19 protein-coding genes are annotated in these 22,741 nt (G+C 56.1%); 13 read left to right on the plus strand and 6 right to left on the minus strand.

What is annotated here, in order from left to right; genetic code table 11:
* The first annotated feature begins 147 nt into the window (after nucleotides 1-147).
* Nucleotides 148-1,338, plus strand: a complete 1,191-nt coding sequence (uxuA, locus tag IM271_RS06065; RefSeq protein WP_028013873.1) for a mannonate dehydratase — start codon at nucleotides 148-150, stop codon at nucleotides 1,336-1,338.
* A gap of 45 nt (nucleotides 1,339-1,383) precedes the next feature.
* Here the strand turns inward: uxuA and yeiP are convergent, their stop codons facing one another.
* Entirely contained in the window at nucleotides 1,384-1,956 is a 573-nt protein-coding gene (gene yeiP / locus IM271_RS06070) for an elongation factor P-like protein YeiP (RefSeq protein WP_008500940.1), read from the minus strand.
* A gap of 162 nt (nucleotides 1,957-2,118) precedes the next feature.
* On the opposite strand from yeiP, the gene IM271_RS06075 reads away from it, so the two are divergent.
* A complete protein-coding gene (locus IM271_RS06075; protein ID WP_028013872.1) occupies nucleotides 2,119-2,373 on the plus strand; it encodes a YkgJ family cysteine cluster protein in 255 nt (84 codons plus the stop codon).
* Here IM271_RS06075 and setB read toward each other — a convergent pair.
* Nucleotides 2,370-3,551: a sugar efflux transporter SetB gene (gene setB, locus IM271_RS06080; protein WP_045259727.1), complete on the minus strand. Its 1,182-nt coding sequence runs from the start codon at nucleotides 3,549-3,551 to the stop codon at nucleotides 2,370-2,372. The genes IM271_RS06075 and setB overlap by 4 nt on opposite strands.
* 361 nt (nucleotides 3,552-3,912) lie before the next feature.
* On the opposite strand from setB, the gene fruB reads away from it, so the two are divergent.
* From fruB to fruA, 3 genes are read left to right on the plus strand one after another with little or no spacing between them, the layout of a single operon-like run.
* Nucleotides 3,913-5,043 (plus strand): fused PTS fructose transporter subunit IIA/HPr protein, encoded by a 1,131-nt coding sequence (gene fruB / locus IM271_RS06085; protein WP_192986575.1) that lies wholly within the window; start codon nucleotides 3,913-3,915, stop codon nucleotides 5,041-5,043.
* Complete coding sequence (fruK, locus tag IM271_RS06090; protein ID WP_010433510.1) at nucleotides 5,043-5,981, plus strand: 1-phosphofructokinase; 939 nt, start codon at nucleotides 5,043-5,045, stop codon at nucleotides 5,979-5,981. The genes fruB and fruK overlap by 1 nt, the downstream gene beginning before the upstream one ends.
* Nucleotides 5,982-5,997: 16 nt before the next feature.
* Nucleotides 5,998-7,683: a PTS fructose transporter subunit IIBC gene (gene fruA, locus IM271_RS06095; RefSeq protein ID WP_049000371.1), complete on the plus strand. Its 1,686-nt coding sequence runs from the start codon at nucleotides 5,998-6,000 to the stop codon at nucleotides 7,681-7,683.
* A gap of 46 nt (nucleotides 7,684-7,729) precedes the next feature.
* On the opposite strand, the gene nfo is transcribed toward fruA, so the two are convergent.
* Entirely contained in the window at nucleotides 7,730-8,587 is an 858-nt protein-coding gene (gene nfo / locus IM271_RS06100; protein WP_041909003.1) for a deoxyribonuclease IV, read from the minus strand.
* 64 nt (nucleotides 8,588-8,651) lie between these two features.
* On the minus strand, nucleotides 8,652-9,698 hold the full coding sequence (locus IM271_RS06105; protein WP_028013867.1) for a YeiH family protein: 1,047 nt from the start codon (nucleotides 9,696-9,698) through the stop codon (nucleotides 8,652-8,654).
* A gap of 97 nt (nucleotides 9,699-9,795) precedes the next feature.
* On the opposite strand from IM271_RS06105, the gene yieE reads away from it, so the two are divergent.
* Together yieE and IM271_RS06115 are read left to right on the plus strand one after the other, a co-directional pair.
* On the plus strand, nucleotides 9,796-10,662 hold the full coding sequence (gene yieE / locus IM271_RS06110; protein ID WP_028013866.1) for a DNA-binding transcriptional regulator YeiE: 867 nt from the start codon (nucleotides 9,796-9,798) through the stop codon (nucleotides 10,660-10,662).
* A gap of 158 nt (nucleotides 10,663-10,820) precedes the next feature.
* Nucleotides 10,821-12,290: an amino acid permease gene (locus tag IM271_RS06115; protein WP_028013865.1), complete on the plus strand. Its 1,470-nt coding sequence runs from the start codon at nucleotides 10,821-10,823 to the stop codon at nucleotides 12,288-12,290.
* A gap of 54 nt (nucleotides 12,291-12,344) precedes the next feature.
* On the opposite strand, the gene IM271_RS06120 is transcribed toward IM271_RS06115, so the two are convergent.
* Entirely contained in the window at nucleotides 12,345-14,330 is a 1,986-nt protein-coding gene (locus IM271_RS06120; RefSeq protein ID WP_028013864.1) for a ligand-gated channel protein, read from the minus strand.
* Nucleotides 14,331-14,598: 268 nt separating this feature from the next.
* Nucleotides 14,599-15,426 (minus strand): S-formylglutathione hydrolase, encoded by an 828-nt coding sequence (gene fghA / locus IM271_RS06125; protein WP_193052318.1) that lies wholly within the window; start codon nucleotides 15,424-15,426, stop codon nucleotides 14,599-14,601.
* Between the two features lie 138 nt (nucleotides 15,427-15,564).
* Between fghA and IM271_RS06130 the strand changes: the two genes are divergently transcribed.
* The 6 genes from IM271_RS06130 (at nucleotide 15,565) to mglA (ending at nucleotide 22,731) form a co-directional block, all read left to right on the plus strand.
* The gene (locus tag IM271_RS06130; RefSeq protein ID WP_041909011.1) at nucleotides 15,565-16,713 is read left to right on the plus strand and encodes a YbfB/YjiJ family MFS transporter; all 1,149 of its coding nucleotides are present in this window, start codon (nucleotides 15,565-15,567) and stop codon (nucleotides 16,711-16,713) included.
* A gap of 102 nt (nucleotides 16,714-16,815) precedes the next feature.
* On the plus strand, nucleotides 16,816-17,484 hold the full coding sequence (gene folE, locus IM271_RS06135; RefSeq protein ID WP_047363083.1) for a GTP cyclohydrolase I FolE: 669 nt from the start codon (nucleotides 16,816-16,818) through the stop codon (nucleotides 17,482-17,484).
* Between the two features lie 18 nt (nucleotides 17,485-17,502).
* Entirely contained in the window at nucleotides 17,503-18,660 is a 1,158-nt protein-coding gene (gene yeiB / locus IM271_RS06140) for a DUF418 domain-containing protein YeiB (protein WP_193052319.1), read from the plus strand.
* Between the two features lie 155 nt (nucleotides 18,661-18,815).
* On the plus strand, nucleotides 18,816-19,838 hold the full coding sequence (galS, locus tag IM271_RS06145; protein ID WP_048960194.1) for an HTH-type transcriptional regulator GalS: 1,023 nt from the start codon (nucleotides 18,816-18,818) through the stop codon (nucleotides 19,836-19,838).
* Nucleotides 19,839-20,132: 294 nt separating this feature from the next.
* Complete coding sequence (gene mglB, locus IM271_RS06150; protein WP_008500923.1) at nucleotides 20,133-21,131, plus strand: galactose/glucose ABC transporter substrate-binding protein MglB; 999 nt, start codon at nucleotides 20,133-20,135, stop codon at nucleotides 21,129-21,131.
* Nucleotides 21,132-21,210: 79 nt separating this feature from the next.
* On the plus strand, nucleotides 21,211-22,731 hold the full coding sequence (mglA, locus tag IM271_RS06155; RefSeq protein WP_028013859.1) for a galactose/methyl galactoside ABC transporter ATP-binding protein MglA: 1,521 nt from the start codon (nucleotides 21,211-21,213) through the stop codon (nucleotides 22,729-22,731).
* Nucleotides 22,732-22,741 lie beyond the last annotated feature (10 nt).

Raw genomic sequence — 22,741 nt, forward strand, 5'->3', positions numbered from 1 at the left:
AAATAAAATTGGTAAGCCGTAAATATCCCCGTTCTGTGAGTTTGATCAATCAATGTGTGGCGGCGTGTTGACCCTTCACGGCAAACATGTATGGTAGTCGTCATTGCAGTAACCCATATTGGTATAACAACTTGAGAGGATGAGGCAATGGAACAAACCTGGCGTTGGTACGGGCCGAACGATCCGGTTTCTCTTGATGATGTGCGTCAGGCTGGCGCAACGGGTGTCGTCACGGCGCTGCATCACATTCCTAACGGCCAGGTATGGCCGATTGAGGAGATTCAACAGCGTCAGGCGCTGCTGGCGGAGAAGGGGTTAACCTGGTCTGTGGTAGAAAGCATTCCGGTTCACGAAGATATCAAAACCCATTCCGGGGAATACCGGACCTGGATTGCAAACTATCAGCAGAGCATTCGCAACCTGGCAGCCTGCGGCATTGATACGGTTTGCTATAACTTCATGCCGATTCTGGACTGGACGCGTACCGACCTGGAATATCAGATGCCGGACGGCTCGAAAGCGCTGCGTTTTGACCAGATTGCCTTTGCGGCGTTTGAGCTGCACATTCTGAAACGCCCGGGCGCCGAAGCGGATTACACCGCCGAAGAGCAGCAGCAGGCCCTTGAATGGTTCAATGCCGCCAGTGAAGCGGACGTTGAGAAGCTGACCCGCAATATCATTGCTGGCCTGCCGGGTGCGGAAGAGGGGTACACGCTGGATCAGTTCCGCGCGCGTCTGGCGGAATACGGCAATATTGATAAGCAGCAGCTGCGTGAAAACATGGCGTATTTCCTGCGCGCTATCGTTCCGGTTGCGGAAGAAGCCGGCGTGCGTCTGGCGGTACACCCGGACGATCCGCCGCGTCCTATCCTCGGCCTGCCGCGTATCGTGTCTACGATTGAAGATATGCAATGGCTGAAAGAGACGGTAAACAGCATCCACAACGGCTTTACCATGTGTACCGGCTCCTACGGCGTGCGCGCTGATAATGACCTCGTGCGGATGATAGAAACCTTTGGCGATCGCATTCACTTTACGCATCTGCGTGCGACCTGCCGTGAAGAGAACCCAAAAACCTTCCATGAGGCGGCGCACCTTGGCGGTGATGTGAATATGGTCGCGGTGGTGGACGCTATTCTGGCTGAAGAGGCGCGTCGCAAGCAGGCGGGCGATGATCGTCCTATTCCGTTCCGTCCGGATCACGGACACCAGATGCTGGACGATCTGCGTAAGAAAACCAACCCGGGCTATTCGGCGATTGGCCGCCTGAAGGGGATGGCGGAAGTGCGAGGGGTCGAGCTGGCGCTGAAGATGACGAAGTATCCGGAGCTTCTGTAACCGGAATTGTCGGGTGGCGAAGCCGCCACCCGACAAATGCCATAATCAGTCAGCACGACCCATATAGCGTTTTTCTTCAATATGGATGCGGATCTTCTCGCCAGCGGAGAGATATTCCGGCACCTGCACAACCAGCCCGGTAGTCAGGGTCGCTGGTTTGTTGCGCGCACTTGCTGACGCGCCTTTAATGCCCGGCGCGGTTTCAACGATTTCCAGATCCACGGTCTGCGGCAGTTCAAGCGCCAGCAGCACGCCGTCCCAGGTCAGTACCTGCATGTCTGGCATACCGCCTTCAGGAATGAACAGCAGCTCTTCTTCGATCTGATCTTTGGTGAAGATGTACGGGGTGTAATCTTCTTTATCCATGAACACGTATTCGTTGCCGTCGATGTATGAGAAATCAACGTAGCGGCGGGTCAGGGTCACGGTATCAACGATATCGTCACCTTTAAAACGTTCTTCCACCTTCAGGCCGGTACGCACATCGGCGAAACGCATTTTGTACAGCGTCGCTGCACCACGGGCGCTTGGTGCCTGAATGTCGATGTCTTTCACAATCAGCAATTTGCCGTTGTAATTCAGTACCATACCTTTCTTAATTTCGTTCGCTCTTGGCATTGCAGTAATCCTGTCTACGGGAGGTAAAAAATATCGCGCCAAATTACTCGCGCGCGGCCTTTCAGGCAAGTGGAATTCGTGGCTTTTGCTATCAATACGCAAAAGGTGTTACTGTGCGCCCGATGCCCGACTGTACGGGTGTTCGCCACCGAGAGAGCATGTATGGATTGTCGTCCAGATTGCGGCGCGTGCTGTACCGCTCCGTCCATTTCAAGCCCCATTCCAGGCATGCCTGAAGGCAAGCCCGCCAATACCCGCTGCGTTCAGCTCTCTGAATCCAACCTGTGTATGATCTTTGAGTCTCCCCTGCGCCCGAAGGTGTGTTCCGGGCTTCAGCCATCAGCTGAAATGTGCGGCAGCACGCGCGCGCAGGCAATGACATGGCTGCTGGAGCTGGAAGCGCTCACTGCGCCTTAAACGTCTTTGATCCTCGCCAGACAGCCAATCGTCAGCGTACACATCACCAGCGCAATCCAGAACACCGTGTGGTAGTTCCAGATCTCGGCAACGATACCGGCCATCGAGCCCGCGATAATCCAGCCCACGCGGGTGGTATTAGTATAAAGGGTGGTGGCGGCACCTGCCTGCCCCGGCATCAGATCCTGGAAGTAGAGCATGCCAATCCCCGCCAGGATGCCGATATACACGGCGTTCAGCAGCTGTAAAGCAAGAAGCAGGGCTGGCGTATGGACCGTCAGCATGCCAACGTAGAATAGCAGCCCGGCGACGGCCGCGATGCGCATTAAAAAACGCTTTCCAAAACGCTTCGCATAATAGCCTGCAATCAGCATGGTCGGGATCTCAAGACCCGCGGCGGTGCCCATCATAATGCCGGCCAGCTTCTCCGGCAGGTGTAGCTCATCAATAATAAACAGCGGCATGTTAATGATATACAGGCTGTTGGTGCCCCACATCAGCGTGCAGATAACAAACAGGAGCAGGGCATCGCGGCGGTTACGACGCGGCGCTTCCAGCACGCCCGTTGCCACTTTGGGCTCTTTGCGCATTGACGGCAGAAAAAACCATACCATTGCGCCGCACGCCACAAACGCGACCGCCGCGCTCAGGTACATCACCGTAAAGCCAAACCCCATCGCCAGCGCGTAGGCCAGCGGCGGGCCAATTACCCATGCCAGCGACACCTGAGCGCGCAATATCGAGCTGAACATCACCGCTTCCCGCCCGGTATGGTCGGCATGTTCGCGGGCAAGGGCAAACAGCTGCGGGTTGGCGGTTGAGCCAAAGCTGCTCAGAAAAACGCCGATGAACAGCAGAATGAAATAGTTACGGTTCCAGGCAAACAGGACGCAGGCCAGCACCCCCAGCAGACAGCAGAAAACGATCAGGCTTTTACGATCGCCTTTACGGTCGGAACGACCGGCGAGAAACTGGCTGACAAGAATGCCGATGATGGCGCTTCCGGTAAAAAAGAAGCCAACCATCGCCGGACGGGCGTGAACTTCGTTAGTCAGGAACAGGCTCAGCGTCGGGGTTTGCAACGCACCGGCGATGCCCGTGAAGAAGGCAACAATCAGGAACGCCGTTGACGTCAAATCAAAGGGCTTCGGCGCGGTGGCCGCAGGGGTGTTATGCATGTTTTATAATTAGCGAGTAACAGAGAGGGGCGGAGTTTACGCCGTCAGTTAAAAAATAAACAGTGGGTGAAGTCAATTACCCCACGAAAAATCAAAATGGCATTTCAACTTACTCCCCACCTGGCTGAACTTAGCTGAAACTGGTTTGCTGAAGTTCAGCAAAATTCAGCTGAACGCAGAAGAAATGTGCAGTATCTCTAAATTCTGATATCGGAAATACGACATTTCTTGCAAGCCATTGCAGAAAGCGCAAGACTTTTTGAAACGTTTCAGCGCTATCTTGTTTTAACAAACGGAGCAGGCTAGCGCATTTTTTCTCATGTAAGCTGAAACGATTCAATTTCAGCAGGAGAGGAGAACCATGTTCCAGTTATCTGTTCAGGATATTCACCCGGGCGCTCAGGCCGGGGATAAAGAAGAGGCTATTCGTCAGGTTGCCGCTGCCCTTGTGCAGGCGGGTAACGTCGCGGACGGCTACGTAAACGGTATGCTGGCGCGCGAGCAGCAGACCTCCACCTTCCTCGGCAATGGCATTGCCATTCCGCACGGCACAACCGACACCCGCGACCAGGTGCTGAAAACCGGCGTTAAGGTCTATCAGTTCCCGCAGGGCGTGCTCTGGGGCGACGGCCAGGTGGCTTATGTTGCTATCGGTATCGCGGCGAGCAGCGACGAACACTTAGGTCTGCTGCGTCAGCTGACGCATGTCCTGAGCGATGACTCCGTGGCGGAACAGCTGAAGGCTGCAACAACCGCTGAAGAGCTGCGGGCGTTGCTGATGGGCGAAAAACAGAGTGAAGCGCTGAAGCTGGATAACGACACGCTGACGCTGGATGTTGTGGCCTCCGACCTGGTCACGCTGCAGGCGTTGAACGCGGGTCGCCTGAAAGAAGCGGGTGCCGCTGATGCCACCTTTGTGACGCGCGTGATTAACGATAAACCGCTGAATCTCGGCCAGGGCATCTGGCTGAACGACAGCGCTGAAGGCAACCTGCGCAGCGCAATTGCAGTGAGCCGCGCCGCCACCGCGTTCGACGTCGAGGGCGAGACAGCAGCCATGCTGGTGACCGTGGCGATGAACGATGAGCAGCCGGTTTCGGTGCTGAAGCGTCTGGGCGATCTGCTGCTGAACAATAAAGCTGAAAAACTGCTGAACGCTGATGCGGCGACCGTGCTGGCGCTGCTGACCAGCGACGACGCGCTAACGGACGACGTGCTGAACGCCGAGTTCGTGGTGCGTAACGAACACGGCCTGCATGCCCGTCCGGGCACCATGCTGGTCAACACCATTAAACAATTTGAAAGCGAGATTACCGTGACCAACCTGGATGGTTCGGGCAAACCGGCCAACGGCCGTAGCCTGATGAAAGTCGTCGCGCTGGGCGTGAAGAAAGGCCATCGCCTGCGCTTCACCGCGCAGGGCGCAGATGCTGAACAGGCGCTGAAAGCAATTGGCGACGCCATCGCGGCAGGTCTGGGGGAGGGCGCATAATGAGCAGACGTGTTGCGACTATTACGCTGAACCCGGCTTATGACCTGGTGGGGTTTTGCCCGGAAATTGAGCGCGGCGAAGTTAACCTTGTGCGTACCACTGGCCTGCATGCTGCGGGCAAAGGGATTAACGTCGCGAAGGTGCTCAAGGATCTCGGTATCGACGTCACCGTGGGCGGATTCCTCGGTAAAGATAACCAGGATGGCTTCCAGCAGCTGTTCAGCGAGCTGGGCATTGCCAACCGTTTCCAGGTTGTGCAGGGCCGTACCCGCATCAACGTTAAGCTGACGGAAAAAGACGGCGAAGTGACCGATCTTAACTTCTCCGGTTTCGAAGTGACGCCAGCTGACTGGGAGCGCTTTGTGACCGACTCCCTGACCTGGCTGGGCCAGTTCGACATGGTGTGCGTCAGCGGCAGCCTGCCGTCCGGCGTCAGCCCGGAAGCGTTTACCGACTGGATGACGCGCCTGCGCAGCCAGTGCCCGTGCATTATCTTCGACAGCAGCCGCGATGCGCTGGTGGCGGGTCTGAAAGCCTCTCCGTGGCTGGTGAAGCCAAACCGCCGCGAGCTGGAGATCTGGGCAGGCCGTAAGCTGCCGGAATTAAAAGATGTGATTGAGGCCGCCCATGCGCTGCGCGAGCAGGGTATTGCTCACGTGGTGATCTCGCTGGGTGCAGAAGGGGCGTTGTGGGTTAACGCTTCAGGTGAATGGATTGCCAAACCGCCGTCAATGGAAGTAGTGAGCACCGTTGGCGCAGGGGATTCTATGGTTGGCGGCCTGATTTACGGCCTGCTGATGCGTGAATCCAGTGAACATACGTTACGTCTTGCCACCGCCGTTGCAGCCCTGGCCGTGAGCCAGAGCAATGTCGGTATTACCGATCGTACCCAGTTAGCCGCGATGATGGCGCGCGTTGACTTAAAACCTTTTAACTAACAGCAGGAGAGGAATAATGAAAACGCTGCTGATCATTGACTCCGGTCTCGGACAGGCTCGCGCCTACATGGCGAAGACCCTGCTGGGCGCGGCGGCACAAAAAGCACACCTGGACATCATTGATAACCCAGGCGATGCCGAACTGGCGATTGTCCTGGGCGATAAAATTCCCGCTGACAGCGCGCTGAACGGCAAAAAAGTGTGGCTGGGCGATATTAATCGCGCGGTGGCACACCCGGAACTGTTCCTGAGCGAAGCGAAAGGTCACGCGACCGTCTACAGCGCGCCTGTCGCAGCGGCTCCGGCTGCGGCCTCGGGTCCGAAACGTGTTGTCGCGGTCACGGCCTGCCCGACGGGCGTGGCGCACACCTTTATGGCGGCTGAAGCCATTGAAACCGAAGCGAAAAAACGCGGCTGGTGGGTGAAGGTTGAAACCCGTGGCTCCGTGGGTGCGGGCAATGCCATTACGCCGGAAGAGGTCGCTGAGGCCGATCTGGTGATTGTGGCGGCAGATATCGAAGTGGATCTGGCGAAATTTGCCGGCAAACCGATGTACCGCACCTCTACCGGCCTGGCGCTGAAAAAGACCGCGCAGGAGTTTGATAAGGCCCTGGCAGAAGCCAAACCGTATCAGGCCACCGGCGCAGTAAAAACGCCGACCGAAGGTAAAAAAGAGTCTGCGGGCGCATACCGTCACCTGCTGACAGGCGTGTCCTACATGCTGCCGATGGTGGTTGCGGGCGGCCTGTGTATCGCACTGTCGTTCGCGTTTGGTATTACGGCATTTAAAGAAGAAGGGACGCTTGCGGCTGCGCTGATGCAGATCGGCGGCGGTTCAGCGTTCGCGCTGATGGTGCCGGTGCTGGCGGGCTTTATCGCTTTCTCCATCGCTGACCGTCCGGGTCTGACCCCGGGTCTTATCGGCGGTATGCTGGCAGTGAGCACCGGCTCCGGCTTTATTGGCGGTATCATCGCCGGTTTCCTCGCGGGTTACGTCGCGAAGCTGATTAGCTCGAAGCTGAAGCTGCCGCAGAGTATGGAGGCGCTGAAGCCAATCCTGATCATTCCGCTCATCTCCAGCCTGGTGGTCGGTCTGGCGATGATCTACCTGATTGGTAAGCCGGTTGCGGGTATCCTGGCGGGCCTGACCCACTGGCTGCAAACCATGGGCACGGCGAACGCGGTGCTGCTGGGCGCAATCCTCGGCGGCATGATGTGTACCGACATGGGTGGCCCGGTGAACAAAGCGGCATACGCCTTTGGCGTTGGCCTGCTGAGTACCCAGACTTACGCGCCGATGGCGGCGATCATGGCGGCCGGTATGGTGCCACCGCTGGCGCTTGGCCTGGCGACGATTATTGCCCGTCGTAAGTTCGACAAAGCGCAACAGGAAGGCGGTAAAGCGGCGCTGGTGCTGGGCCTGTGCTTCATCACCGAAGGTGCGATTCCGTTCGCGGCGCGTGACCCAATGCGTGTTCTGCCGTGCTGTATCGTCGGCGGCGCGGTAACGGGTGCCATCTCCATGGCGATTGGCGCGAAGCTGATGGCACCGCACGGCGGTCTGTTCGTCCTGCTGATCCCTGGCGCCATCACCCCGGTACTGGGTTATCTGCTGGCGATTGTTGCCGGTACGCTGGTGGCAGGCCTGTCTTACGCGGTGCTGAAACGTCCGGAAGCGGAAGTTGTGGCAAAAGCAGCGTAAGCACTAAGAAATAAAAAAGCCGGGTGCTAATGCAACCCGGCTTTTTTTATGCCGCCTGTTCTGCGGTTTGCTGAGCCTTCAGCCAGGCAATCTCCTCCGCCCAGATATCCGGATTGATGGTTTCCAGCACCATCGGAATACCGTCGAAGCGGGCGTCCTGCATAATAAAGCGGAAGGCATCGTGACCGATATTGCCTTCGCCCAGGCTGTGGTGGCGGTCAACGCGGCTGCCGAACGCGCTTTTCGCATCGTTCAGGTGCATACCGCGAAGATATTTAAAGCCAACAACGCGCTCGAACTCCTCGAAAGTATTTTTCGTGGCCTCGGTGGTGCGCAGGTCATACCCGGCGGCAAACGCGTGGCAGGTATCAATGCATACGCCCACGCGAGACTTATCTTCCACGCCGTCAATGATTGCCGCCAGATGTTCAAACCTAAAGCCGAGGTTGCTGCCCTGACCAGCCGTGTTTTCAATCACTGCGGTGACGCCTTTGGTCTTATCCAGCGTCATGTTGATGGATTCGGCAATGCGCGCCAGACAGGCATCTTCATCAATCTGCATCAGATGACTACCCGGATGGAAGTTCAGCAGCGTCAGCCCGAGCTGTTCGCAGCGCTGCACTTCATCAAGGAACGCCTCGCGGGACTTATCCAGCGCTTCCTGCACCGGATGCCCGAGGTTAATCAGATAGCTGTCGTGGGGAAGGATCTGGCCCGGCCCGTAATGGTATTTTTCACAGGCGGCTTTGAAATCGTCAATGACCTCAGCGGTGAGCGGCGCGGCGCGCCACTGGCGCTGGTTTTTGGTGAACAGGGCGAAAGCGGTCGCCTCGATTTCGGCGGCGCGAATGGCGGCATTCGCCAGGCCACCTGCAGCGCTGACGTGCGCTCCAACGTATTTCATAAAAAAACTCCTGTTAACCCGAAACGCTTATGATAGCGGGTTAACAGGAGAAGGACGAGATGGTTTATGCCATCAGGCTGTGCACGGCGAGGTTAATCGCACCGCCGCCGACAATCAGCCAGATGAAGAGCACCAACGCCATCAGCAGCGGCTTCGCACCGGCTTTTTTCAGCGCGCTGACGTGCGTGGTCACCCCCAGCGCCGCCATCGCCATCGCCAGCAGCACCGTATCCAGCGTCACCAGCATCTCCACTACCGCTTTTGGCAGCAGGTGGAAGGAGTTAAAGATAGCGACCACGATGAACAGGATCGCAAACCACGGAATGGTGATTTTGCTCTTCTCGCTGCCGCCAGCCGGTGCCAGCTGTTTAACACGGGCCGCGAGGAAAATCAGGAACGGGGCCAGCATCATCACGCGCAGCATTTTGGCAATGACCGCCGCGTTTTCCGCTTCCGGGTTAATGGCGTGACCTGCCGCCACCACCTGCGCCACTTCGTGCATGGTTGAGCCAATATAGATGCCGTAGGTTTCCGGGCTAAACCAGTGCGCCACCAGCGGGTACATGGCCGGATACAGGAAGATCGCCAGTGTACCGAAGATAACCACCGTCGCGACCGCCACCGTCACTTTACTGGCTTCGGCTTTAACGACGGGTTCTGTTGCCAGCACTGCCGCCGCGCCGCAGATGCTGCTGCCTGCGCCGATTAACCAGCTGGTTTGCTTATCCAGGCCAAACACTTTCTGACCGATAAAGCACGCCAGTAAAAAGGTGCTGGTCAGCGTCAGGACGTCAATGGCAATCCCGCTGACGCCCACGTCCGCAATCTGCGAAAAGGTGAGACGGAAGCCGTAAAGGATAATCCCGAGACGTAATAAATGCTGCTTGGCGAAAATCACGCCGCCGTCGCAGGATTTCCAGATGTGGGGGTAAACGGTGTTCCCGACTACCATGCCGAGCAAAATGGCCAGCGTTAACGCGCTGAACCCTGCACCGGCCACTGCCGGAATACTGCCGCCCCATAAGGCCACGCCGGTGACGACGGCGCTGAGCGCAAGGCCGGGCACGAAGTGCCACACTGTACGATGATGTTGTAAGGTGATTTCTGACATAACCTTCTCCTTTGTCTGGCTAAAGGTTACGGCGCGCTGGCTTAAAAATAAAATTGATTATATATTTATAATCAATCTTTATAAGTGGTAAGCAACCATGCACATTACATTGCGTCAGCTGGAAGTGTTTGCCGAGGTGCTGAAAAGCGGCTCGACGACCCAGGCGTCACAAATGCTGGCGCTCTCGCAGTCTGCCGTCAGCGCGGCGTTGACCGATCTCGAAGGCCAGCTGGGCGTCCAGCTGTTTGACAGGGTAGGGAAGCGACTGGTGGTCAACGAACATGGCCGCCTGCTTTACCCGCGCGCGCTGGCGCTGCTGGAGCAGGCTATTGAAATCGAGCAGCTGTTCCGCGAGGACAACGGCGCGATCCGCGTATTTGCCAGCAGCACCATCGGCAATTACATCCTGCCGGAAGTGATTGCCCGCTACCGCCGGGATTTCCCGACCCTGCCGCTGGAGTTGAGCGTGGGTAACAGCCAGGACGTGATCAACGCGGTGATTGATTTCCGCGTGGATATCGGACTTATCGAAGGTCCTTGCCACAACGTCGATATCATTGCCGAGCCCTGGCTGGAGGATGAGCTGGTGGTGTTTGCGTCTCCGGCCTCGTCGTTATTGCAGGGCGAGGTGACGCTGGAGCGGCTGGCGCAGGCGCAGTGGATCCTCCGCGAGCAGGGTTCCGGCACGCGCGAGATTGTCGACTACCTGCTGCTGTCGCATCTGCCGCATTTCCAGCTGGGAATGGAGCTGGGAAACTCAGAGGCGATTAAGCACGCGGTGCGTCATGGCCTGGGCATCAGCTGTCTTTCCCGGCGGGTGATTGCCGAACAGCTGGAGACCGGATCGCTGGTGGAAATCCCCGTTCCGCTGCCAAAACTGGTGCGCACGCTGTGGTGCATCCACCATCGTCAGAAACACCTGTCCAGTTCGCTGCAGCGTTTTCTGCGCTACTGCGAGATGTAAAAGCGCCCCTCACCCCAAAGGGGAGAGGGAAAAATAATGCGTTACTTATAATCCTGGACGCGTCATGAAGCTCTCTTATAACAGGGTATTTCTGCCGGAAGGAACGCAGATCGTCTGCTACAATCGCGCCTCATTTATTAAATGGACAGCATTTTCACATGGTTTCAGAAACTAAAACCACAGAAGCGCCCACGCTACGTCGTGAACTCAAGGCGCGTCACCTGACGATGATCGCCATTGGCGGCTCTATCGGTACAGGTCTTTTCGTTGCCTCTGGCGCAACGATTTCGGCAGCCGGCCCGGGTGGGGCATTATTCTCTTATATCCTGATTGGCCTGATGGTTTATTTCCTGATGACCAGCCTGGGCGAACTGGCGGCATACATGCCGGTGTCAGGTTCGTTTTCGACCTACGGACAAAAATACGTTGAGGAAGGCTTCGGCTTCGCGCTGGGCTGGAACTACTGGTACAACTGGGCCGTCACCATCGCCGTGGACCTCGTCGCCGCGCAGCTGGTGATGACCTGGTGGTTCCCGGACACGCCGGGCTGGATCTGGAGCGCCCTGTTCCTCGCCGTCATCTTCCTGCTGAACTACATCTCCGTGCGCGGCTTTGGCGAAGCGGAATACTGGTTCTCTTTGATCAAAGTGGCAACCGTCATCATCTTTATCGTCGTCGGCGTGGCGATGATCGTGGGTATTTTCAAAGGGGCTGAACCTGCGGGCTGGAGTAACTGGACCATCGGCGACGCGCCGTTTGCCGGGGGCTTCTCGGCGATGATTGGCGTGGCGATGATTGTCGGCTTCTCCTTCCAGGGAACGGAGCTGATTGGTATCGCGGCCGGTGAATCCGAAAACCCGGAGAAGAACATTCCGCGCGCGGTGCGTCAGGTGTTCTGGCGTATCCTGCTGTTCTACGTGTTCGCTATTTTGATTATCAGCCTGATCATTCCGTATACCGATCCAAGCCTGCTGCGTAACGACGTGAAAGACATCAGCGTCAGCCCGTTCACCCTGGTCTTCCAGCACGCGGGCCTGCTCTCAGCGGCGGCGGTAATGAATGCGGTGATCCTGACGGCGGTGCTGTCGGCGGGTAACTCCGGCATGTACGCCTCCACCCGTATGCTTTATACCCTGGCCTGCGACGGCAAAGCGCCGCGCATTTTCTCGAAACTGTCCCGCGGCGGCGTACCGCGCAACGCGCTGTATGCCACCACGGTGATTGCCGGCCTGTGCTTCCTGACCTCCATGTTCGGCAACCAGACGGTGTACCTGTGGCTGCTTAACACCTCCGGGATGACGGGCTTTATCGCCTGGCTGGGCATTGCCATCAGCCACTACCGTTTCCGTCGCGGCTACGTCATGCAGGGTCATGACCTGAATAACCTGCCGTACCGTTCAGGGTTCTTCCCGCTGGGGCCGATTTTCGCCTTCGTTCTGTGCCTGATCATTACTCTGGGTCAGAACTATGAGGCCTTCCTTGCGGACACCATTGACTGGGGTGCCGTCACGGCGACCTACATTGGTATTCCGCTGTTCCTGATCATCTGGTTTGGCTACAAACTGACGAAAGGAACCCGCTTCGTTCGCTACAGTGAAATGGATTTCCCGGAACGATTTAAACAATAACCGCGCTTCCTCTCTTTCAGCCCGCTCAACCGAGCGGGCTTTTTTATGGGCAGATCAGAAGCTGTAGGTCATGCCAACCGTATAGCGACGCCCGTCCAGCACGGTGTCATACGTGTCGTAGTCAATCTGCTTATCCAGCACGTTATACACACCGGCGGTAACCAGCAGGTTTTTGTTCGCGTTGTAGCGCAGACCGACATCAACCTGAGTGTAGGACGGTGTGCCTTGGGACATTGACGTGCGGCTCAGGTACTCAGACGTTTTACCGCGAAGGTTCAGACGGCTCCAGAAACCTACGTCGGGCGTCGCCTGCCAGTCCAGGGTGGTGTTGAACATGTGCTTCGGCATCTTGTTCAGCGGCTTGCCTGAGAACTGACCGCTCTTCTGCTCAGATTCGGTATAGGTATAGTTTGCGGTCCAGTTTACATCGCGCGAGATTTTCCAGCCGAAGGAGGACTCCACGCCGCGCATGTTGGCTTTGTCCACGTTAACGCGGTCGCTCACGAAATCATAGCTGTGATCGCCAATCGTACAGGCGGGATCGGCGCTGCTGTTACAGCGGCGAACTTCCGTAATCTTGTCCTTGAAGTCGGTATTAAACAGCGTCACGCCGGCATTCAGGTTATCGTTGTTATCCCAGAGCAGGGCGAGCTCTTCGCTCAGGCTCTTCTCTGGTTTCAGATCCGGGTTGCCAACGATGATACCGTCAAGACGGCCGCCACCCGTTACCTGGCCCCAACTGGCAGACGACTGCCGCAGATCCGGCGCACGATAGCCAGCCGAAACCCCGCCTTTCAACGTCCAGTGATCGGCCAGGTGCCATACGCCGTAACCGCGCGGCGTCCAGTTCGTCCCGTAGTTTTGGTCTTTGTCCATACGCAGGCCGCCGGTCAATGTAAAGCTTTCCGTCATTGACCATTCATCTTCGGCAAACAGGGCCCAGCTCCAGCGCGTCAGTTTGTTCAGGCCGTCCGCAGCTTCCAGCTGATTGCCCTCGTCGCGCAGTTTCTCATACCGATACTGCCCGCCGAGGGTCAACGTATGATCGCCGAGGAAAATCTGGTTCTGGTTGTTGAAGGTGGTGTTATACGAGCGCATTTTGCGACCTGGATTATTGGTCTCTTCCTGCTGGATATAGCTGGTGGTATTGAAGTCGTCGTAATACCCGCTGTGGGTTAAGGAGTAAGTTGTGTGCTCATAGCGTGAGTCGCTTTTAGTATTTGGCTTACAGGTCGTTCCCCGGCAGGTTTCAGCCGCTTTCGACATCCCTGGCGTGCTGTTTCTGTCCTGAAGCTCGCGAGCAAAATCAAGATCGAAATCGTTCTTCTCATCCGGGGTGAAGTTCAGGGTAATGCCACCGTTACGCATTTTCTGCTCGTTATACCCGTTCACGATTTTATCTTCGGCGCGGCGTGACAACAGCCCCGTCACTTTTGCGCCAAGCAGACCGTCAATCAGGGGACCAGAAGCGTAGGCGTTGGTCTGGAAGATATCGCCGGAATCATGGTTTTCCTGGAAGGTTGCATCGCCGTGCAACGAACCGGTCCAGGCTTTAGTGTTTGAGACTTTTTTGGTAATGACGTTGATGACGCCACCCATCGCATCGGAGCCGTAAAGTGAGGACATTGGGCCGCGGATAACCTCAATGCGCTCAATGGACTCCAGCGGCGGCAGCCAGCCTTGTTCAATACCCGAGTTGTCGCTGTTTGGGCGGGTGCTTCGCGTACTGACGCGTTTGCCGTTCACGAGGAACAAGGTGTACTGAGATGCCATGCCGCGAATGCTGATATCACTGCTACTCCCGCCGCCGGTGACGACCACGCCCGGGACGTCTCTCAGGGCATCGGTAACATCACGGTAGGCTTTATCTTCAATCTGCTGTTTCGAAATAACAGAGATGGAGGCGGGGGCATTCTGGATCTTTTGTTCAAAACCCGTCGCGGTGACGACAACGGTGTCCTGATCGGCTGCGTGAACGAGAGGGGTGAATGTGGCAGCGCCAACGGCGACGGCCAGGAGCTTAATGCGGGGTATTGTCATTTGTACATTCCGTATAAAAATGAATAAAACTCCATCGGGATAACCCTGAGAACTGTATGTTTTTGTCTTTTAAGAACTCTTTAAGATGGAGAAGAGCCTGGAATTGTACAAAAGAATGTAGAATTGTAAACACAAATGATAATTGAAATCATTTGTGTTTGAAGGAGGTGAAAGGAAACCAGCCTGGATTCAAGCGGATAGAACTATGTAAATGAGGGGGAGGGGAAAGGCCCGGTATGCAGGAGGCTACCGGGCAAAAAGGCTGAACTTACCTGAACAGATGTTCCGCATGGAAGCGGAGATGATCTTCAATAAAGGACGCCATAAAGTAATAGCTGTGATCGTATCCCGCCTGAATGCGCAGCGTCAGCGGCCAGTCCTTCTGGCGCGCCGCTTCAGCCAGAACCGCAGGCTGTAACTGTCCGGCGAGGAACTGATCCGCATCACCCTGGTCGATAAGCATCGGAATCGCATCTTCCGTCCGGCTTGCCAGCATCAGCGCGCAGCTATCCCATTCCTGCCATTTCTCTTCATCTTTACCCAGATAGTTTGTGAAAGCTTTTTGTCCCCACGGCACCTGCGTTGGGTTCACAATCGGCGCGAACGCAGAGACGCTGGTGTATTTCCCCGGGTTTTTCAGCGCCATGATTAACGCCCCGTGCCCGCCCATGGAGTGGCCGCTGATGGCGCAGCGGTCGCTCACCGTAAATTCGGCCTTAATCAGCGCTGGCAGCTCGTCGCGAATGTAGTGATACATGCGGTAATGGCTCGCCCACGGCTGCTCGGTGGCGTTGAGATAAAATCCGGCACCTTTGCCCAGGTCGTACCCGGCATCGTCCGCCACATCATCGCCGCGCGGGCTGGTGTCGGGCATCACCAGCGCAATGCCCAGCTCGGCCGCAATACGCTGCGCGCCCGCTTTGGTAGTGAAGTTTTCGTCATTACACGTCAGGCCTGAAAGCCAGAACAGTACCGGCGGATTTTCCGTCGGGGGCAGGAAAATGCTAAACGTCATGGCGCAGTTCAGCGTGGTGGAGTCGTGCCGCCAGCGCTGCTGTCGACCTTCAAAACAACGGTGCTCTTTGAGCAGTTCCATGCAGGGCTCCTTAATGAGAATAGCTATTCATTAGAGCCATAATACAGCGTTTTCATTTACCTGTGAGCAACTTTCACTTTCGCGGAACGGCGAGATGCTGCATCATAAATTTACTTTTCTTTAACAATTGGAGCGGTCATGGCGCTGCGTATTGCGCTTAGTGGGTTTGTCGTTCTGGTGGTGGCGATGGGGATAGGGCGCTTCGCCTTTACGCCTCAGGTGCCGCTGATGATTGCCGCCGGGCAACTCACGCTCACCAGCGCAGGTCTGGTGGCGGCGATGAATTATCTGGGCTATCTGGTGGGCGCATGGGATGCCATGCGGGCGCACCGCTTTGTTGAAACGCGACTCTGGCTTGGCATCACCGGTGCGGTTGCGCTGACCCTGCTCTCCGCCGCCGCGGATAACGCCGTTGTGCACGGCCTGCTGCGCTTTGTGATTGGCTGCATGAGCGGCTGGTCAATGGTGCTGATTGCCGCCTGGAGCAACGAGCGGCTGGGGCAGCTGGGTAAACCGGGGCTCAGCGCCGCCGTGTTTGCCGGACCAGGCGCGGGCATCGCCCTGAGCGGCCTGCTCGCGGTCTATATTCAGGCGAAATCCCTTTCGGCCGGTGCGGCGTGGCAAATCTACGGCGTGCTGGCGCTGGTATTGGTCGCGCTGGTGGCGCGCTATCTGCCGCGTTCCGGACAGCTTCATCGACCCGGCAGCGCGCCAGAGCCGCTGGTGCTGACGACGGATCTCAAGCGCCTGGTCTGGAGCTACAGCCTGGCGGGATTTGGCTATATCCTTCCGGCGACCTTCCTTTCGCAAATGGCGGCGGTGCGTTTTCCCGGCAGCCTGTTTGCCCAGTTTGTCTGGCCGATTTTTGGTGCCGCGGCCGTGGTGGGGATTGCGCTCAGCATTCTTTTGCGCCACACCTCAACGGCTAACCGCAGGCTGGCGATAGTGCTGTGGTTACAGGGTGCGGGCGTGCTGGCAGCCTGGCTGCTGCCGGGCATTGGCGGCTTGCTGACGGGCGGGCTGCTGGTGGGCGGCGGGTTCCTCTGCGCGGTACAGCTCTCTCTTTTATACGGCCGCGAGCTGGCACCGAACCACACGCGCTATATGGCGGGGCTGCTCACCACCGGGTATGCCATCGGGCAATTGGTGGGGCCGGTGACCTCGGCGTTATCAACCTGGCTAACCCACCGGCTGGAGCCTGCGCTGGGGCTGGCTGGCGTTGCGCTGTTTGTCGCGGGTGCCCTGGTCTGGAATCGCCACGCTGAAAGGCAACAGCAATTGCAATAATTATCGTCGTGAATACTGGATTATGTGCGTCGCCTCACGCACAATGAGCGCATACTTTTGCCACAACGAGGGCGAAAGACGCCACACCTGCAGGAGAACAAAATGTCATCACTCAGTAAAGAAGCTGCCCTGGTCCACGAAGCCCTGCTCGCGCGCGGTCTTGAAACGCCACTGCGTCCGCCCGTTCAGGATATGGACAATGAAACCCGTAAAAGATTGATTTCCGGGCATATGACCGAGATCATGCAACTGCTGAATCTCGATCTGAGCGATGACAGCCTGATGGAGACGCCCAAGCGTATCGCTAAAATGTACGTTGACGAAATTTTCTCCGGACTGGATTACGCCAACTTCCCGAAAATTACCGTCATCGAAAACAAGATGAAGGTGGATGAGATGGTGACGGTCCGTGATATTACGCTGACCAGCACCTGCGAGCACCATTTCGTGACCATCGACGGTAAAGCGACCGTGGCGTATATCCCGAAAGACACGGTGATTGGCCTGTCGAAGATCAACCGTATTGTGCAGTTCTTCGCGCAGCGCCCTCAGGTGCAGGAGCGTCTGACGCAGCAGATCCTGATCGCGCTGCAAACGCTGCTGGGTACCAATAACGTGGCGGTCTCTATTGATGCGGTGCACTACTGCGTGAAAGCGCGCGGCGTGCGTGATGCGACCAGTGCGACCACCACCACCTCGCTGGGCGGCCTGTTTAAATCGAGCCAGAACACCCGCCAGGAGTTCCTGCGCGCCGTGCGTCACCACAACTAATCAGACAGGGCAGGGACCATGGAGCGAAACGTCACGCTCGATTTTGTTCGCGGCGTCGCCATTCTGGGTATCCTGCTGCTGAATATCAGCGCCTTCGGTCTGCCGAAGGCCGCTTACCTCAATCCCGCCTGGTACGGCGACATCACCCGAAGCGATGCATGGACGTGGGCGATCCTCGACCTGTTTGCTCAGGTTAAATTCCTCACGCTGTTTGCGCTGCTGTTTGGCGCGGGCCTGCAGCTTCTGCTCAAACGCGGCACGCGCTGGATCCAGTCGCGCTTAACGCTACTGGCAATTCTCGGCTTTATCCACGGCCTGTTCTTCTGGGACGGTGATATTCTTCTCGCTTATGGGTTAGTCGGGCTGATCTGCTGGCGGCTGATTCGCGACGCGCACAGCGTGAAAAGCCTGTTTAACACCGGCGTGATGCTCTATCTCATGGGGCTCGGTGTCCTGCTTTTGCTGGGGCTGATCTCCGGTGACGCGACAAACCGTTCCTGGATCCCGGACGCCGCTAACCTCCAGTACGAGCAGTACTGGAAGCTGAAGGGCGGTACGGAAGCGATAAGCAACCGTGCGGATATGCTGGGCGACAATCTGCTTGCCCTGGGGGCGCAATACGGCTGGCAGCTGGCGGGCATGATGCTGATGGGCGCGTCACTGATGCGCACCGGCTGGCTGAAAGGGGAATTCAGCCTGCGGCACTACCGCCGCACCGGCGCGGGGCTGGTCCTGCTGGGCGTGCTGATTAACCTTCCGGCGGTAATGGCGCAGTGGCACCTTCACTGGGATTACCGCTGGTGCGCGTTCCTGCTGCAGGCGCCGCGTGAATTGAGCGCGCCGTTCCAGACCATCGGCTATGCGGCGCTGATCTATGGTTTCTGGCCGCAGCTTTCTCGCCTGTGGATCGTCAGCGCCGTAGCCTGCGTTGGGCGGATGGCGTTAAGTAATTACCTCCTGCAGACGCTGATCTGCACCACGATTTTCTATCGCTTTGGCCTGTTTATGAAATTCGACCGCCTCGGACTACTGGCGTTTGTTATTCCGGTCTGGATAGTAAACCTGGCGTTTTCTGTCATCTGGCTGCGTTATTTCCGCCAGGGACCGCTGGAATGGGGGTGGCGTCAGTTAACCGCACATGCTTCGGGGGTATCATTGAGTAATACATCCAGATAACGATCTGGATCACAATCATTAACAAAACGGATGTAAGCGTTTTCATGAGTGTGAGCTTCTTCACGTAGTCCCCTTTCTCTCGCTGCCAAAATAGCCACCTTGCTAAACACAGGGGGTGTCTGTGAGTTGCTGCAATTCTTTGAAGGATGGTGAATATGATCACCATTCGTGACGTCGCCCGTCTGGCGGGCGTTTCTGTGGCTACCGTCTCCCGCGTGCTGAACAACAGCGCGCTGGTCAGCCCTGAAACCCGTGAAACCGTAATGAAAGCCGTGACCCAGCTCGGGTACCGGCCAAATGCCAACGCGCAGGCGCTGGCAACACAGGTCAGCGATACCATCGGCGTGGTGGTAATGGATGTCTCGGACGCCTTTTTCGGTGCGCTGGTGAAAGCGGTCGATGTGGTCGCCCAGCAGCATCAGAAATACGTGCTGATTGGCAACAGCTATCACGAGGCGGAAAAGGAGCGTTATGCCATTGAAGTGCTGATCCGCCAGCGCTGCAACGCCCTGATTGTTCACTCAAAAGCCTTAAGCGATGAAGAGTTGGTCGGGTTTATGGAGCAGATCCCGGGCATGGTGTTGATCAACCGCATCGTCCCGGGCTATGCCCACCGCTGTGTCGGGCTGGATAACGTCAGCGGCGCCATGATGGCCACCAAAATGCTCATCAATAACGGCCATCAGCGGATCGGCTATCTGGCATCCAGCCATCACATTGAAGATGACGAGCTGCGGCGTGAGGGGTGGCAAAACGCCCTGAAAGAGCACGGTATTACGCCATCAGAAAGCTGGATTGGCACCGGCACGCCGGATATGCAGGGCGGTGAGGCGGCAATGGTGGAACTGCTGGGCCGCAATCTGCAGCTTTCTGCCGTGTTTGCCTATAACGACAGCATGGCGGCAGGTGCGCTGACTGCGCTGAAGGATAACGGCATTGCGGTGCCACAGCATTTGTCATTGATTGGTTTCGATGATATTCCGATTGCCCGTTACACCGACCCGCAGCTGACTACGGTGCGCTATCCCATTGCTTCTATGGCAAAACTGGCGACCGAGCTGGCGCTGCAGGGAGCGGCAGGGCTGCTGGATCCGGGGGCAACTCACTGCTTCATGCCGACGCTGGTGCGTCGTCATTCCGTCGCCGCCCGGCAAATTGTGGTTCCGATCACTAACTGATTACACCAGGTGATGTAACCGTTTTCAATCTGTGAGTAAATTCACAGTATCTTAACAAGGCGCTGACTATGATGTCAGCGTTTTAGGGGCTGAAACGCTATGTAACGGTGATTATTCGCTTTCACCATAGCCAATGTGCCGCAAACAACGAATAAAACGCATTTCTGGAGCGTTACCGACCACGGAAGATAGAAATTTTATAAGTGAACGTCGGCTGTCAGTAACGTTTTATTAACACCTGCCTGCCGATCGTTATTCACAAGAACTACCCTGCATAAAAAAACCGGAGATACCATGAATAAGAAGGTGTTGACCCTGTCTGCTGTAATGGCAAGCATGCTTTTTGGTGCAGCAGCGCACGCTGCGGATACCCGTATTGGTGTGACCATCTATAAATACGACGACAACTTCATGTCTGTTGTGCGTAAAGCAATTGAGAAAGATGCGAAAGCAGCGCCAGACGTACAGCTGCTGATGAATGACTCCCAGAACGACCAGTCCAAACAGAACGATCAGATCGACGTTCTGCTGGCTAAAGGCGTTAAGGCCCTGGCGATCAACCTGGTTGACCCGGCTGCAGCAGGCACGGTTATTGAGAAAGCGCGCGGCCAGAACGTGCCAATCGTCTTCTTCAACAAAGAACCTTCCCGTAAAGCGCTGGACAGCTATGACAAAGCGTATTACGTCGGTACTGACTCTAAAGAGTCCGGCATTATTCAGGGCGATCTGATCGCGAAGCACTGGGCGGCGAACCCGAACTGGGACCTGAACAAAGACGGTCAGATCCAGTTCGTGCTGCTGAAAGGCGAGCCTGGCCACCCGGATGCTGAAGCGCGTACCACCTATGTTATCAAAGAGCTGAACGACAAGGGCCTGAAAACCCAGCAGCTGGCGTTAGATACCGCGATGTGGGACACCGCTCAGGCGAAAGATAAGATGGACGCGTGGCTGTCTGGCCCGAACGCGAACAAAATCGAAGTGGTCATTGCCAACAACGATGCGATGGCAATGGGTGCGGTTGAAGCGCTGAAAGCCCACAATAAATCGTCCATCCCGGTATTTGGCGTGGATGCCCTGCCGGAAGCGCTGGCGCTGGTTAAATCTGGCGCGATGGCCGGTACCGTTCTGAACGATGCCAACAACCAGGCGAAAGCGACCTTCGATCTGGCGAAAAACCTCGCCGACGGTAAAGGCGCGGCGGATGGCACCAACTGGAAAATTGACAACAAAATCGTTCGCGTGCCTTACGTGGGCGTAGACCAGTCCAACCTGGCTGAGTTTATCGGTAAATAAGATCTTCGTTTTGTCTTCACTGGGCGCAATTCGTTGCGCCCTTTTATAACGCGATATGCGAGGCCAACAAGGTATAATTATGGTCAGCACAACTACTCAGTCGTCCGGTGAATACTTGTTGGAAATGACAGGCGTCAACAAGTCCTTCCCCGGTGTTAAGGCACTCGATAATGTTAATTTAAAAGTCCGTCCTCACTCTATTCATGCATTAATGGGGGAGAACGGTGCGGGTAAATCAACGTTATTAAAATGTCTTTTTGGGATCTATCAAAAAGATTCTGGCAGCATTCTTTTTCAGGGGAAAGAGATCGATTTCCATTCAGCGAAAGAAGCGCTGGAAAACGGTATCTCGATGGTTCACCAGGAATTAAACCTGGTACTGCAACGCTCGGTAATGGATAACATGTGGTTGGGACGTTACCCAACTAAAGGTGTGTTTGTCGATCAGGATAAAATGTATCGCGACACCAAAGCGATTTTCGATGAGCTGGATATTGATATCGATCCGCGCGCCCGCGTGGGGACATTATCCGTTTCCCAGATGCAGATGATCGAAATTGCCAAAGCGTTCTCCTATGATGCGAAAATCGTCATCATGGATGAACCTACCTCGTCATTAACGGAAAAAGAGGTTAATCACCTTTTTACCATTATTCGTAAGCTGAAAGAACGCGGCTGCGGCATTGTGTACATCTCGCACAAAATGGAAGAGATCTTCCAGCTGTGCGATGAAATTACCATCCTGCGCGACGGCCAGTGGATTGCCACGCAGCCGCTTGAAGGGCTGGACATGGACAAGATCATCGCCATGATGGTCGGCCGTTCCCTGAACCAGCGCTTCCCGGACAAAGAGAACAAGCCAGGTGAAGTAATCCTCGAAGTGCGCAATCTGACCTCGCTGCGCCAGCCGTCCATCCGCGATGTTTCTTTCGACCTTCACAAAGGCGAAATTCTTGGCATTGCTGGCCTGGTAGGGGCAAAGCGTACCGACATCGTGGAAACCCTGTTTGGCATCCGCGAGAAGGCCGACGGCACCATCACGCTGCACGGGAAGAAAATTAACAACCATAATGCCAACGAAGCCATTAATAACGGTTTTGCGCTGGTGACGGAAGAACGTCGTTCGACCGGTATTTATGCTTATCTGGATATTAACTTTAACTCGTTAATCTCTAATATTCGCAATTACAAAAACAAAGTCGGGCTGCTGGATAACTCCCGCATGAAGAGCGATACCCAGTGGGTAATTGACTCCATGCGCGTGAAAACGCCTGGCCACCGTACCCAAATCGGTTCGCTTTCCGGTGGTAACCAGCAAAAAGTTATTATTGGCCGTTGGTTATTAACCCAGCCAGAAATTCTGATGCTGGATGAACCGACCCGCGGTATTGACGTCGGCGCGAAGTTTGAAATTTATCAGCTGATTGCCGAGCTGGCGAAAAAGAATAAAGGGATCATTATTATTTCTTCCGAAATGCCGGAACTGTTAGGGATCACGGATCGTATTCTGGTTATGAGCAATGGTCTCGTTGCCGGTATTGTTGACACCAAAACGACAACGCAAAACGAAATTTTGCGTCTTGCGTCTTTGCACCTTTAAGATCAGGGGC

Source organism: Enterobacter cloacae complex sp. I3 (assembly GCF_014896175.1).
In the GTDB taxonomy this organism is placed as follows: Bacteria; Pseudomonadota; Gammaproteobacteria; order Enterobacterales; family Enterobacteriaceae; genus Enterobacter; species Enterobacter bugandensis.